Origin of the sequence: Caldicellulosiruptor morganii (assembly GCF_026810225.1) — a bacterium.
GTDB classification, from domain to species: Bacteria; Bacillota; Thermoanaerobacteria; order Caldicellulosiruptorales; family Caldicellulosiruptoraceae; genus Caldicellulosiruptor; species Caldicellulosiruptor morganii.
In genome coordinates, this window is sequence record NZ_CP113865.1 from 2,055,968 (window position 1) to 2,069,286 (window position 13,319).

The 13,319-nt window shown below is 36.9% G+C and carries 14 protein-coding genes; 6 read left to right on the forward strand and 8 right to left on the reverse strand.

Annotated elements, in window-relative coordinates; translation table 11 throughout:
• Positions 1 to 170: 170 nt before the first annotated feature.
• The 4 genes from OTK00_RS10300 to OTK00_RS10315 all read left to right on the forward strand — a co-directional run bounded on the left by OTK00_RS10300 (position 171) and on the right by OTK00_RS10315 (position 3,975).
• The gene (locus tag OTK00_RS10300) at positions 171 to 1,487 is read left to right on the forward strand and encodes an AAA family ATPase (RefSeq protein ID WP_045168904.1); all 1,317 of its coding nucleotides are present in this window, start codon (positions 171 to 173) and stop codon (positions 1,485 to 1,487) included.
• Positions 1,447 to 1,734, forward strand: coding sequence for a hypothetical protein (locus OTK00_RS10305; protein ID WP_045168903.1), 288 nt, complete (start codon positions 1,447 to 1,449; stop codon positions 1,732 to 1,734). The genes OTK00_RS10300 and OTK00_RS10305 overlap by 41 nt, the downstream gene beginning before the upstream one ends.
• A gap of 485 nt (positions 1,735 to 2,219) precedes the next feature.
• Positions 2,220 to 3,464: an IS110 family RNA-guided transposase gene (locus tag OTK00_RS10310; protein ID WP_045168518.1), complete on the forward strand. Its 1,245-nt coding sequence runs from the start codon at positions 2,220 to 2,222 to the stop codon at positions 3,462 to 3,464.
• A gap of 145 nt (positions 3,465 to 3,609) precedes the next feature.
• Positions 3,610 to 3,975, forward strand: coding sequence for a hypothetical protein (locus OTK00_RS10315; RefSeq protein ID WP_045168902.1), 366 nt, complete (start codon positions 3,610 to 3,612; stop codon positions 3,973 to 3,975).
• Positions 3,976 to 4,110: 135 nt separating this feature from the next.
• Here the strand turns inward: OTK00_RS10315 and OTK00_RS10320 are convergent, their stop codons facing one another.
• From OTK00_RS10320 to murB, 8 genes are all read right to left on the reverse strand, one after another.
• Positions 4,111 to 4,257 carry a hypothetical protein gene (locus OTK00_RS10320; RefSeq protein WP_157841007.1) on the reverse strand — a complete coding sequence of 49 codons (147 nt, stop codon included), beginning with the start codon at positions 4,255 to 4,257 and terminating at the stop codon, positions 4,111 to 4,113.
• Between the two features lie 76 nt (positions 4,258 to 4,333).
• The gene (locus tag OTK00_RS10325) at positions 4,334 to 6,160 is read right to left on the reverse strand and encodes a bifunctional homocysteine S-methyltransferase/methylenetetrahydrofolate reductase (RefSeq protein ID WP_082054603.1); all 1,827 of its coding nucleotides are present in this window, start codon (positions 6,158 to 6,160) and stop codon (positions 4,334 to 4,336) included.
• 24 nt (positions 6,161 to 6,184) lie between these two features.
• The gene (locus OTK00_RS10330; RefSeq protein ID WP_045168900.1) at positions 6,185 to 7,432 is read right to left on the reverse strand and encodes a homocysteine S-methyltransferase family protein; all 1,248 of its coding nucleotides are present in this window, start codon (positions 7,430 to 7,432) and stop codon (positions 6,185 to 6,187) included.
• Between the two features lie 66 nt (positions 7,433 to 7,498).
• Positions 7,499 to 7,792, reverse strand: a complete 294-nt coding sequence (locus OTK00_RS10335) for an HPr family phosphocarrier protein (protein ID WP_045168899.1) — start codon at positions 7,790 to 7,792, stop codon at positions 7,499 to 7,501.
• Positions 7,767 to 8,744 (reverse strand): DNA-binding protein WhiA, encoded by a 978-nt coding sequence (gene whiA / locus OTK00_RS10340; protein WP_045168898.1) that lies wholly within the window; start codon positions 8,742 to 8,744, stop codon positions 7,767 to 7,769. Before whiA ends, OTK00_RS10335 begins: the two co-directional genes overlap by 26 nt.
• Before the next feature lie 48 nt (positions 8,745 to 8,792).
• Positions 8,793 to 10,115 carry a gluconeogenesis factor YvcK family protein gene (locus OTK00_RS10345; RefSeq protein ID WP_045168897.1) on the reverse strand — a complete coding sequence of 441 codons (1,323 nt, stop codon included), beginning with the start codon at positions 10,113 to 10,115 and terminating at the stop codon, positions 8,793 to 8,795.
• 6 nt (positions 10,116 to 10,121) lie between these two features.
• The gene (gene rapZ / locus OTK00_RS10350) at positions 10,122 to 10,994 is read right to left on the reverse strand and encodes an RNase adapter RapZ (RefSeq protein WP_082054602.1); all 873 of its coding nucleotides are present in this window, start codon (positions 10,992 to 10,994) and stop codon (positions 10,122 to 10,124) included.
• Positions 10,995 to 11,025: 31 nt separating this feature from the next.
• Entirely contained in the window at positions 11,026 to 11,961 is a 936-nt protein-coding gene (gene murB / locus OTK00_RS10355) for a UDP-N-acetylmuramate dehydrogenase (RefSeq protein ID WP_045170091.1), read from the reverse strand.
• A gap of 158 nt (positions 11,962 to 12,119) precedes the next feature.
• Here murB and OTK00_RS10360 point away from each other — a divergent pair, with 158 nt between their 5' ends.
• Both OTK00_RS10360 and OTK00_RS10365 read left to right on the forward strand, forming a co-directional pair.
• Entirely contained in the window at positions 12,120 to 12,956 is an 837-nt protein-coding gene (locus OTK00_RS10360) for a sulfite exporter TauE/SafE family protein (RefSeq protein WP_045168896.1), read from the forward strand.
• A 1-nt stretch (position 12,957) separates the two neighbouring features.
• On the forward strand, positions 12,958 to 13,257 hold the full coding sequence (locus OTK00_RS10365; protein ID WP_045168895.1) for a DUF1634 domain-containing protein: 300 nt from the start codon (positions 12,958 to 12,960) through the stop codon (positions 13,255 to 13,257).
• Positions 13,258 to 13,319 lie beyond the last annotated feature (62 nt).

Here is a 13,319-nt window from a genome sequence, read left to right on the forward strand (position 1 = left end):
CCAAAATTTATGTTTGGTAATGCTATATCTAAATTGTAAAATAAATATATACTAATAGCAATATATTTGCTTTGCGCAACAATTTTTTTTGTATAAATTACTTGTGAAAAGGAAAGAATTAATATATAATTTGAATATGAAAAATTTTATTACGTGAGGTGAAATTTGAATTGGAAATATTAAAAATAACAGTTTCTGGATTTAAAAATATTCAGAATACCAGTATTGAATTTAATCATCCAATAACTGCTGTTGTAGGACCAAATGGATACGGAAAATCAAATTTGCTTCAAGCCATAGAATTCGGTAATGATTTTATTAAAGCCAATGAAAAAGCAAAATCATCAATGATGCGTTATTTGCCAGGTACACCTATTAATAAAAACATGTCAATTTCCGAGTTTTATTATGAAATTGAAGCCAAAACTATCTTTGACGAAATGGAAGTAATAGTAAACTACGGCTATAAATTTATGTGGTCATCTGGAAATACCAAGCTTTCAATTACAGAAGAGTGGTTAAAAATAAAACCAAACAAAAAAGGAAAAAGGTATTCTGAATACATTCGGCGAACTTTAGACAAAGCTTTCATAAAGTCGTCACCCAAGGACAGATGTGATAAAGAAACTAAGATTGAAAATAACAATTTAGTCATTAATAAATTAAAAAGCAATGACGAACTTTTTTATCACAAAATAGTTGATGAGATAAACAAATTAAACATTGAGATGATTTCCAAGATTTTACCAGAGTTTTCTTTTCATTTAATACCTTCAAAAACAAATTTGCCTAAATCCTCTATAGAAGAAAATATCTTGTTTGAAATACTACCGACTGTGTATGAACTAAAAACTAATCATTCAGAAAAATTTGAATACCTACTGAACGGATTTAAAAGCTTATTCCCTTCCATAGAAGAATTGGATGTTGCTGAAATTAAACCAACGGATATTTTTAAAAGACTACCGAAAAATGAGGAATTTGCCGAGAAAATGTATATATCAGTGGTAAAAGAAAGAAACTTGGCAAAGGCACTTGACATTACTTCTTTGTCACGTGGAACTCTACGCATATTTGCTTTTCTAACCTCCCTAATATTAGCCGATTTAAAAGCTTATTCATTAGTTGGATTTGAAGAATTAGAAGACTCAATACACCCAAAATTGTTACAAAAATTGCTTATTACCTTGTCAAATATGAGTGATAATTGTAAAATAATAATAACAAGTCATTCCCCATATTTGATACAATTTTTAGATATTGATAACATTTACTTGGCAGTTCCCAATGATAAAGGAATTGCTGAGTTTAGAAAATTACCTGCTAATAAACGGAACAAAATCTATAACAAAATCAGAGATATGGGAATGAACCTGGGGGATTATATATTTGACATGTATATAAATCCAGATGATGAATTTTTAAAAATGCTGGGAGCAATAGAGTATGAGCAAAGAATACAAACAGATGATAGTCCTATTTTGTGAAGGGGATTCTGAAGAACCATTGTTTAAAGAAATTTTAGATTATTTGTGGTCAATAAGATCCAAGGATGTTCACATAGAAGTACCAATAAATGTTAAAGGTGCTGGAAAATGTAGAGATAAGCCCATAAAAATCATGGAAAAAAGATATTTGAATAATAGAAAATTTAATGATTTTTCATTTATCGTTTTTATTTCATTTGATACAGACGTTTCAGAATACAGCCCAAAACCTCCTCGTATAATATGATTATCAAATCACTTAAAACTTCATATCTCAATTGGTACATTAAATTATTAGTACCAATTGATTACTGGAAACTGACCTTGATAACAAAGCTTTTCTTAACACATTCACTTCTTAAAAAATTGAATATTAAAATTGACTGCTACAGTTTAAATTTGCCCTTTATCTCTGGTAAACTAATATCAGAAAAAGTTTAAGCCTGATTTAGTTTATTTGGATATTTTTTGACCACCTCCTGCTGGACGTGCTTTGATATCTGCACGCCACAGCTTGAGAAAGACTGAACCCCAAAGGATTACATGAGTAATGTTTACTCGTTTGCTGTGCACGGTCAGTTTACCACATCTGATTTGAGCATGTCAGATGTGTGCACCCTGTAAACTGCTCCGTAGCTCTAATATCGGCGAGGCTGCATTACATGTAATCCCCAGGGATAAAGGGCAAAACTTTTTTCTAACACCACACACTTTAGAAAGGAGGCCTTTAAATTGCCAAATACTTTAATCGTGGGCATTGATATCAGTAGTCAGTCAAATTCTATCTTCTTCATCGATGATGCCGGAAATCACTTGATTAAAAAACCCTTTTCCTTGCCTAACGATCAAGAAGGTGCTAATGAATTAATCAAAAGAGTCATTGACTGCCTCAGCCAGTATAATCTGTCCTACGTTAAATTCGGCATGGAAGCAACTTCACATTACGGTTGGCATCTGCATTTGTATCTTGCTTCCTCTTCTGAATTACTACCTTACAAACCAACCTTTTACGTGCTCAACCCAAGCATCGTCAAAGGATTTAAAAAGATCTACACTTTCTTGCCTAAAACAGATAACATCGACGCTGTCGTTATTGCTGAATGCGTCAGGTTCAGTAAGCTAAATCCAACACCTTTGCCTGACTTCAAATATGCTGCACTACAACGCCTTACCAGAATGCGCTATCACCTTGTTCATAATCTAACTCGCGAAAAAAACAGAGCTCTCAATCTCATATACCTTAAATTCTCCACTTATTCTCAAGACTGCCCATTTTCTGATATCTTCGGTAAGGCATCTTGCGCTATCATCGAAAACTTCACCCCAGATGATATTGCTTCCATGCCTTTAGAAGATTTAATTAAATTTGTATCTGACAACGGCAACAACAGATTATCAGATGTCAATAAAATCGCTGAAATACTTAAAACCGCTGCTAATCGTTCATACAGATTACATCCTCTGTTGGCTGAGGCAAATGACTTAGCTTTGTCTATGACTCTTGAAAACATTAGATTTATGCAAGAACAACTTAAAAAACTCGACAAAGAAATCTCAAAACTTCTTAAAGCTTTCTCCCAAACCTTGACCACCATCCCTGGCATAGGAGATGTTCTTGCAGCCGGCATCATCGCTGAAATCGGTGATATCAAGCGCTTCAAAAATGAAGCTGCTTTAGCTAAATACTCCGGCCTTGTTTGGACTCAATACCAATCAGGCAATTTCAATGCCCAGGAAACCTCATTGGCTAAGTGTGGTAACCAATACCTGAGATACTATCTTGTTGAGGCTGCTAACTGTGTTAGGGTGCACACAGTCCGTTATAAAGCCTTCTACAACAAGAAGTTCTCAGAGGTTACCAAACATCAGCATAAACGTGCCCTCGTCCTCACCGCAAGACGATTAATTCCTCTGATCTTTGCAATGCTCAGCAAAGGTCAAATATATCAAGAAAGAGGTGATGTTTACAATACTTAGTTAATCCCATTTCTTAATTTAATAATCTTCTCAAAACAAGCTGCCAGTTAAATTTTTCTAGGCTGAGCGGCTCGGTATTCTATTGCCTTTTTTGCCCTAATTATCTAAAAAATTTTTTTAAAAAACCCCCTTGACATTATACCGTTTGTCTTTTGACGAGAAAGAATTTGAAAAGGTAAAAAACGAGCTCATTAAGCACAAAAGAATTGTTGATGTTATTCCTATAAAAGTTGAAAAAATGATAGAAGACTGGTTTTTAGACGACATTCAAGGGATTTACAAATATCTAAACAAAAATTTTAAAGGTCCTTTTAAAGTTCCAGAAGGCAAAAATGGATTTGATAAAATAAGCAAATTGTTTAAGAACTTTAAAAGAGTATACACAAAAGGAGAAGATACTTGTAAAAATTTGGCAAAGCATTTAGATGTTCATAAAATAATTGAAAAAAGACTAGAATCCCTACAAAAATTGATACAAATATTAGGATGTGAAAATAAATTTAAAAACTAAAAAAGAATTTATATTTTTATTGCAAATCCCAATAAAAATTCAAAGGCTGCTTTCTTTGCCTTATAAGCAAAATTGGCAAGAAGCAGCCTTTTCATTGATTTGTATAATCATTCACACAACCATTCCAATCTTCTGTTACAAATCCTCAATATCCATATTATGCTCATCATAGAACCATTTTATGGTTCTGATAGTTTCAAATAAATCTTTAGCCTTTATATCTCCCATACCTTTAAGTACCCTCTTCAATTTCTCTCTTTCTGATATTGTATGAATCTTCATCAATTATCAACTTTTATTTTACAAAACACTAATCAAATTATCTAAAAACAATTTCAAATCTACCTGAGCCTTTTTATCATTGTATCATTTTATCTCTAAACCTCTTTATTATCTCTGCTGCCATTTCATATTTTTCAAAAGGTGGCATAATATAGATGCCGGAGACCATGTTTTTTATTTTATCCACAATCTCGCAGGCAATCTCTATTCCCTCTTTTACAGGGTCTTTTGAGTTTTTCATTCTCTCGCGGATTTTATCAGGTATTGTTATGCCGGGCACTTCATTGTGCAAAAACTCTGCATGCCTTGACGACCTCAAAGGAAGTATTCCACCCAGAATAGGTGGCAGTCTAAAATCTACCTTTTCAAAAAACCTCTCCAGCACCTCAATCTCATATATTGGCTGGGTTTCTATAAAATGTGCCCCGTTTTCTATTTTGCGCCTAAGTCTTTCTATCTCCCTGTCAAGATCATCTGCGTTCAGGTTCAGTGCCACACCAATTGTAAAATTTGTCGCCTTGCCAATAGAATTGCCCATGTAGTCTGTGCCATTGTTGAGCCTGTTTAAAATCAAAACAAGCCCTTCCGAATTTACATCAAAAACAGGTTTTGCCTGCGGATGGTCGCCAATTGACGGTGGGTCACCTGTCAGTGCCAGAACATTTTTAACACCGAGCGCTGCCGCACCCAAAAGTTCTGATTGCAAAGATATCAGGTTGCGGTCTCTGCATGTAAAGTGCAAAATTGACTCCATCCCAAGATCTTCTTTCAGTATATGCGCAAGTGCAATGGGAGAAATTCTCACCCTCGCCATTGGTGAGTCGGCAATATTTACTGTATCTGCTCCCGCCTCTTTTAAAAGTCTCACACCTTCTTTTGTCTTTTCAAGCTCTATACCCTTAGGAGGACTTATCTCAACTGTGAAGACAAACTTTTTGCCAAGCTTTTGTGAAAGCTCAGAAGGTGTATCTTTCAAAATGCTCTTTTGCTCTTCTTTCGTTTCAATAACTTCAATCTCCACACTCTTACCAGTTGCCTTTACTTTCTCTTTTATAGCTCTTATGTGATCAGGTGTTGTACCGCAGCACCCACCTATTATCTTTGCACCGTATTTCACATATTCATCAACAAACGAAGCAAAATAATCTGCGGATGTTGAATACACAAGCCTTCCCTGGACAAGCTGGGGATAGCCTGCATTTGGCTGAACAGAAAACGGTCCTTTTAAATGCTGTGAATAAATCTTCAAAGCCTTAAGTGTCTGGTGCGGACCATTGCCACAGTTAAGCCCCACAGCGTCCGCATCAATTCCTTTCAAAAATTCTACAACCCTGTAGATATCTTCACCATAGACTGTTGTAAGATCCTTTGTAAAAGAAAACTGAACAATATACGGGATTTTGCTATCAAGATCTTTTAGAGCTTCAATTGCAATCAAAACCTCATGTGTGGATGCAGCCGTCTCAAATAGAATAGCATCAACACCTTCATCCAAAAGAAAATAAAGCTGCTTTTTATAAACCTCTTTGGCTTTCCTGTCGTCTATCTCAAATCCACTGCCAACAGGCTTACCAAGCGGTCCAACACTTCCAATAACATAAACTTCCTGCCCTGCTACCTCTCTTGCAAGCCTTACAGCAGATCTGTTTATTTTTTCGACCTTATCTTCAAATCCATAGAGTTTCAGCTTGCATTCATTGCCACCAAATGTATTTGTCTCTATGCACTGACTGCCTGCCAGAATATAGTCTCTGTGAATGTTTTTCACAAGATCTGGATCTGTAATATTTGCCCACTCAAGCGGGAAATCTCTGCTGTATCCTCTTAAAATAAGCTGTGTACCCATTGCACCGTCAAAAAGCACAACAGGCTGCTTTTCTAAAAACTCTCTAAAACTCTTCACACATTTTCCCCCTCATCTATTCCTTTAAATTTTTACCTTAACTCCGCCAATTCCACAAAGGTTTGACACTGCAGCATATACCCCAAAGTAGTATCTGTCAATTACGTCAACCTGATTCTCTGCTGTAATATTGAATATATAGGGCTTTTTTGTAAAGTCCTGTGATTCAAGCAAAAAGCTTTTTAAAACCTCTGGATCTATATTTTCATCAATATCAATTAAAATAGCATCTTCATCAATACCCACAAGCTCAAAAGTATCTTCCTGAGAAAAATCATTTGTGAGTTTGAATTCATATATGCTAAAATTCGAAGATACATCCAAAATTGAATATATTGATGTTATAAACCTCTTTTCAGCTCTGCTTTCAAATAAAACTTCTTTCCCTTTAAACGCATCTGCAATCGCCCTTATATATTCAGGGTTTGTTCCACAGCAGCCACCATAAAGCCTGACCCCGCTGCTGACAAATTCCTCTGCCAAAGATTTAAAATCAGCAACACAATCCTCATACACCACCCTGCCATCCACAATCTTCGGAAGCCCTGCATTTGGCTTTGTTGAGAGCGGCACAAATGAAAACTCACCCATAGTTTTTACAACATCCAGAAGCTGTTTTGCCCCACCCGAGCAGTTTGCACCAACAAGGTCAGCCCCGATAAAACCAAAAAAGTAGGCAGCAGCTTCTGGGGGTGTACCCATTAAAAGTCTTTTGTTCTCTTCAAATGTTAAAGAAACAAGACAGGCAACATCTTTGTTTGTATCTTCTTTTGCTTTTTTGTATGCAAAATACGCAGCCTTTGCCTCTTTTATGTCAGACATTGTCTCAATGGAAACAAAATCAGCTCCAGCTTCAATTCCTGCCAAAATCTGCTCATAGAAGATTTCCTCTGCCTCATCAAAGTACAAATCTCCAGATGGAGCCATCAATCTTCCTGTTGGTCCAACAGAAAGCCCGGCATAACCACCATATCCTGCTGCTACCTCTTTTGCAATCTGCACAGCAGCTTTATTTATTTTGCTTACCTCTTTTTCAAGCCCATATTTTTTGAGCTTTTCCCTGTTTGCTCCAAATGTGTTTGTCTCAACACAGTCAGAGCCTGCTTCAAAGTAGCTTCTATGTATCTTTGCTATGACATCTGGCTTTGTGACCGACCACAAATCAGGACACTCATCCTCTTTCAGTCCATTTTGAATAAGCTGGGTTCCCATAGCACCGTCAAAAATTAAAACCCTCCTGTAAACCTCACTTTTGAACAAAACAGCATCCATCCTCTCTCTTTTCAGATTTTAAAAAAAGCTGCTTAAAATTGCTTTTTAAGCAGCTTTTGAAAATCCTTATTTTTCCTGTGTAATCTCTTTGGCAACCTCTTCACTGAAATCAGAGTTAATGAGCTTCACAACCGCTTCCAGCGCCTCTTTCTCATCTTCACCTTCTGTAATAATTGTTATCTCATCACCGTAGTTTACTATGAGCGACATCAAACCCATGATACTCTTTGCATTTGCTCTTTTCTCTTCCTTCTCTATCAAAATTACTGACCTGAACTTGCTTGCAACCTGAACCAAAAGTGCTGCACCTCTGGATGAGATGCCCTGAGAATTTTCAACTCTCATTTGAAGGCTTTGCATACAATACTCCTCCTTTTCTAAGTTCCTCGGCAATTTTGTCTATCTTTCTCAGCCTGTGATTAACACCAGACTTGCCAAGGGGTGTCTTTAACATATTCCCAAGCTCTTTTAATGAAGCGTCTTTATATTTTATCCTGAGTTTTGCTATTTCGCGCAAATTTTCGGGAAGACTGTCAAGACCGATTGTCTTTTCGATGAACTCAATATTTTCAATATGCCTCATTGAGGCATTTATGGTCTTTTCCAAATTGGCAGTTTCACAATTTACAAGGCGATTGACATTGTTCCTCAGCTCTTTTACAATTCTGATATTCTCAAGCTCCAGCAAAGCCGCATGTGCTCCGATTATATTCAAAAAGTCTACTATCTGTTCACCTTCTTTTAAGTATACTACATAATGGGACTTTCTTTCAACAATTTTTGCCTCAAACTCAAAATATCTCAAAACCTTTTGCAAAAGTTCTGCATCTTCTTTGCTCTTGAGGTCAAATTCCAGATGATACATCTTTTCAGGGTTGGTAATCGACCCGCATGACAGGAAAGTGGCCTGCAAAAAAGCTTTTTTGCAGCATTTCTTCTTTACCAAATCCTCTTTCAGGGAAAAATCCAGAATGTATTTCTTTGAAGACCTTTTCACAAAGTGAAGCTCTTTTAAAATTTGAAGGTTATCACTACACGGTGGTAATATTATTGTGTACACATAGTTTTTGTTGAGTTTGCTATTTTTCTTTACTGTAACTTCACAGTGTTTGGAAAACTCATTCTTTACAAGAAGAAAAAATGCTCTTGCTGTCTGGGCATTTTCAAACGAAGCTTTAAAAGAAAATATGTCTTCAGATTGATAAATCATCCCTGAGAACTTTAAAAACGCAGCAATTGCAACTTTTCTGCAACACGTAGCCTGAGATAGTTTTTTTGAAACCTCCGCCTTTGCAGATGACGAAAATGACATTTTTGCTTCGCCTCCAGAAAAGGGCTTTTTTATGTAGCACCTTAGCCTCTAAAGGGAGCCTCTAAAAGGTTTGCTGAAGCTTTTCAGTTTTAAATAACCCAGCTTATAGTCATGCATTACATTCTTGCCATAGAGAATATTGCTAATAACTTTTGCCAGTTTTGTTGAATTGTGCCTTACAAGCCCATTTGAAATACTCAAAAGCTCTTCCTCAATTAATGTATAGCCGCTTTCTTTTGTCTTTCTGTCGGCAAAAATTGGCTTTGCGCCATCCTCCTGGTATCTTTTTAGTATGTCAGGTGGCACTGGCTGCTTGTTTACAATAATAATGTCAAAAATTTTTCCTTTGCAGTGTTTTTCTATTGCACTGACATGTTCATAAAGCGTGTAATCATCTGTCTCACCGGGCTGGGTCATTATGTTGGCAATATAAATCTTTTTCGCTTTGCTTTTCTTTATGCTCTCAACAACCTGCTCAAACACCAGATTGGGCATAATACTTGTATAAAGGCTCCCCGGTCCAATTATTATAACATCTGCTTTCTCAATCTCTTCCAAAACTTCACTGTAGGGCTTTGCATCCTGGGGAACTATAAAAACTCTTTTTATTTTACCTTTCTTTTCCTTCACAACCTCGGGTATTTTGGATTCGCCAACAACTACACTTCCATCATCCAGCTCAGCACAAAGATTTATGTTCTCAAGTGTAACCGGCAAAACCTTCCCTCTTACTGCCAGAACCTCGCTCATGAGTTTTATTGCTTTCTCAAAGCTTCCAGCAATTCCTGTCATTGCAGCTAAAAAAAGATTTCCAAAGCTCTGCCCTTTAAGACTTCCCTCTTTGAACCTGTAGTTAAGAAGATTTTGCATTATCTCTTCAGTGTTTGCAAGCGCTAAGATACAGTTTCTGATATCACCGGGCGGAAGCATACCAAGGTCTTCTCTCAGTTTCCCCGAACCGCCACCATCGTCTGCAACAGTGACAATAGCTGTTACGTTGGCAGTAAGGTTTTTTATTCCTCTTAGCATTGTTGAAAGGCCTGTACCGCCACCAATTGCAACAATCCTCGGACCTTTTTCCAAAAAACCTTTTGAATATATTGCATCAAATATGGTCTTCTGGCTTATTCTAAAAGGAAGACTCTTGTTTAGAAGTTTTATAAACCCTTTCATAAGCCCCAGCACAGAAAAGAAAAACAGTAAAATTCCAGCTATAAACAAAATTATCCTCACAGGAAGTTGAAGCACTACTGTAAAGTTAAATACATCAATGGATTTGCTCAATGACGCAGAAATAAATAAAATGCACACAATCATTAACAAAATCCATCTTTTTATATATATCCCCGGTTTTAGCAAGTCAAATATCATAAATCTTCACCCTTTTACATCCTTCTCTATATCTCTATGAAAAATTGATGTTCTGTATCCCTTACTTTTTACAAGTTCAAAAAGCTCCTCGGCGATTGTAACAGACCTGTGCTTACCACCCGTACAGCCAATCGCTATGACAAGCTGTCCTTTACCTTCTTCAGCATAATTTGGTATTAAGAATAAAATTAAATCGAAAAGCTTGTCCAAAAACCTCTTTGTCACATCCCACTTCAAGACATATTCTTTTACCTCTTTTTCTTTCCCTGTTCTGTGTTTTAGATCATCCACATAAAAAGGGTTGGGAATGAACCTTACATCAAAGACAAGGTCAGCATCAAGCGGCAGTCCGTATTTAAACCCAAATGACATAATAGTTATTAACATTGTTTCCTGAGATTTTTGGGCAGAAAAAATTTCAAAAAGCTTATCCTTCAAATCTTTCGGAGAAAGAGTGGAGGTATCAATTGTAAAATCAGCATATCTTTTTATATCCTCAAGCTTTTCTCTTTCTTTCTGTATCGCCTCCAGGATACTGCCATCACTTTCAGCACTCAAAGGATGTTTTCGCCTTGTCTCTTTGTATCTCTTAATAAGCACACTGTCATGTGCATCCAAAAAAAGAAGCTTAAAATTGTACATTCCTTTTTTGAGCTCTTTCAAAACATCTTTAAAATAGTCAAAAAGCTCTCCACCGCGAATATCAACAACAGCTGCAACCTTTGAAATTTTATCCTTGGTCGCACTTGCCAGCTCAGCTATCTTTGGCAAAAACTGCGGTGGAAGGTTGTCTATACAAAAAAAGCCCATATCCTCAAACGCTCTGATTGCCAGACTCTTCCCCGCACCGGACATACCAGTAATTATCACTATTTCCAATATAATCACCCTTCTGTTTTAAATAATTGTCCTAACACTTTGAATCAGGTTCAAAAAGTGGTGTTTCAAACTCGCCTATGAACTCCACTTCGGGCTCCAAAAGCACCCCGAACTTCTCATACACAGTTTTCTGCGCATGAAAAATAAGCTTTCTTACATCCTCTGCGGATGCTCCGCCAAGATTTACAATAAAACCTGCATGCTTTTCTGAAATACATGCATTGCCAATCCTGTATCCTTTCAAACCAGCATCTTCAATAAGCTTCCCTGCAAAATACCCTGCCGGACGCTTGAAAATAGAGCCTGCACTTGGATACAAAAGTGGCTGTTTTTCCCTTCTCCTTCGGTTGAACTCATTTGCTTTTTCGATGGGCAAAACATCCCCTTTTTGTGCATATTGCAGACGGAAGGTTGCCTTTAGCAAGATCAACTTTTCTTCTTTTAACCTGCTGTGTCTGTACGAAAACCTCATATCTGCTTTCTCAAGTTTAACGACGTTTAGATTTTCATCCAGAACCTCTGCAAATTCAAACACATCCTTTATCTCCCCGTCATATGCGCCTGCGTTCATGTAAACAGCACCGCCAACCGTCCCCGGAATCCCTGCTGCAAACTCCAGTCCTTTTAAATTATTTTCGCACGCCTTTTTGGCCACCTGAGAAATCATACATCCGCATTCTGCCTCAATTACATTCTGATCTATTTTATAAAAGTCCATCCTGACTGTGGTAATTATAACACCATCAAACCCTTTTTCTGATACAAGCACATTTGAAAAGTTTCCTAAAACCTTCCAATCCATTTGATTTTTTCTGGCAAGTTTTATGACCTCACCCAGTTCAGCTGCCGTCTTTGGAAAAACAATATATCTTGCCATCCCGCCAATCTTAAACGTTGTAAAATCTTTCAGAGGTTTGTCTTTCAAAAATTCTATATTCAATTTTTCAATATCTTTCTCAAACTCCACATCAATCACCCGGAATACCTTCCTTTCATCTCTTATTATATTATATCTACAAAAAAAGTTTAATTACCTTTGTGCAAAATCCGTAAATTTATAATTACCAACCCTGTAGACTCAGTGGTATAATAAAAGGAAAGCTCAAGGTAAGGAGAGTAGAAAAAATGATTGAAGTATTGTTGGTATCGGCAATTGCAGGATTTGTCGGATCGCTTTTGGGAATTGGCGGTGGGCTCATTGTAATTCCGTTTCTGTCAATAGTGTTCAAACTGAATATGCACCAGGCGGCGGCAGCAGGGCTTGTATCTGTCATTGCAACATCATCCGGCGCCGCCTCGGCGTATGTAAAAGATGGACTGACACACCTGAGAATAGGAATGTTTTTGCAGCTTGCAACGGTTATTGGTGGTGTGCTTGGTGCAATTTTGAGCGGTTTTTTGCCGGCAAAGATTCTGTCAGTGATATTTGGAATACTTCTTCTCTACAATTCGCTATTAATGATAAAAAATAGAAATTCTGATGAAAAGTATAAAGACTGCTCAGAAGAAAATCTTTCTTATGCAAAGTGGACACAGATTCTCGGGCTTTACGGAAGCTATTATGACAGGATTTCAAACAGAGAAATAACATACAGAGCACAAAATACTTTCTGGGGTTTTTTGATGATGATATTTGCAGGACTTCTGTCAGGACTTTTGGGAATAGGCAGCGGTATATTCAAAGTGCTGGCTCTTGATACAATAATGAAACTACCCTTTAAGGTCTCAACCGCAACAAGCAATTTCATGATGGGTGTAACAGCCTTGGCAAGCATCAGTATATACCTTGCACGAGGAGATATTGTATATGACACATGCGGGGCTGTTGCAGCTGGAGTTTTAGTTGGATCTTTGACTGGTGCTAAAGTTATGCCCTACATAAAGTCAAAATATTTGAAAATAGCCTTTGCTATTGTTTTGATTTATACATCATTTGAAATGATTAAAAAGGGGTTGTTTTGAAATGCAAAACAAAAGAAGTCTTAACATGGAAAATATTATTAGCTGGATTTTAAGGTCTGGAGTTGTACTTTCTATTTCTGTCATCTCTGCTGGTCTTTTTGCTCACATTGTAATTGGTGCAAAAATGGCAACTTTGATAATAAAGGCAGGGCTTTATATTCTATTTTTAACACCCTTTGCAAGGCTGGTTGCCTCATTGCTTATGTTTCTTCTCGAAAAGGATTTTATATACTTTGCAATTACGCTGGCTATAATTGTGATTATTGTGCTGAGCAATATACTGGTTTCACTGAGGTTTTAAAACACAGGCAAAAAACTTATATCTGTCATGCCAATGCAGTTAAAAGATAATAAAGGACACAG